The sequence below is a fragment of the Methylobacterium dankookense genome (assembly GCF_902141855.1).
In the GTDB taxonomy this organism is placed as follows: Bacteria; Pseudomonadota; Alphaproteobacteria; order Rhizobiales; family Beijerinckiaceae; genus Methylobacterium; species Methylobacterium dankookense.
Map to the genome: position 1 here is coordinate 1 of NZ_CABFVH010000126.1, position 846 is coordinate 846.

At 66.9% G+C, this 846-nt stretch carries 1 pseudogene; it reads left to right on the forward strand.

Features of this window, described 5'->3' with window-relative positions:
- Positions 1-75: 75 nt before the first annotated feature.
- Positions 76-830: pseudogene (locus tag MTDSW087_RS29860) on the forward strand (IS5 family transposase).
- The last annotated feature ends 16 nt before the right edge of the window (positions 831-846 follow it).

An 846-nucleotide genomic window follows, 5' to 3' on the forward strand; every position in this document is an offset into this window, starting at 1 on the left:
CTAGGTCGCGAACCCATAACGGTGGGCACGGGTGAGGCGTGCCGTCGTTAACCCTCTGGCGAGGGAGGGTTCTGGATGGCGCGGTTCGACCTGACGGATGCGGAGTGGGCGGTGATCGAGCCGCTTCTGCCGACGGACGTGCGCGGCAAGGAGCGGGTGGACGATCGGCGGGTGCTCAACGGCATCTTCTGGCGTCTGCGCACGGGTGCACCCTGGGCCGACATCCCGACGCGCTACGGTCCTTGCACGACCTGCGGCAATCGCTTCCGGCGCTGGCGCAAGCGCGGGATCTGGGACCGGCTTCTGGATGCCGTGTCAGAGGCTTACGAGGGCGACCTGCAGATGATCGATGCCACCAGCGTGCGGGTGCACCAGCACGCGGCCTGCGCCAAAAAAAAGATGGCGGATCCGGTGGCATGGGTCGCTCGCGCGGCGGCCTGACGAGCAAGATCCACGCGCTGGTGGATGCCGAGGGCCGTCCCGTGGCGCTCAAGATCACGGAAGGCCAAGCACATGACGGGCGCTCGGCGGCCGACATGCTGGACGGGTTGGGCGCGGGCCAGATCCTGCTGGGGGATCGGGCCTACGACAGCGACGCGCTGCGGGCCCGGATGACCGAGCAGGGTGCGTGGGCGAACGTGAAGCCGATGCCCAACCGCAAACAGGTGCTGGCCTTCAGCCCGTTCCTGTACAAGTACCGCAACTTGGTCGAGCGCTTCTTCAGCAAGATCAAGCACTTCCGCGCGGTCGCCACGCGCTACGACAAGGACCCCGACAACTTCCTCGCCAGCGTCAAGCTCGCAGCCCTGCGGGTCTGGCTGCGAACTTAATGAGTCCGCGACCTAG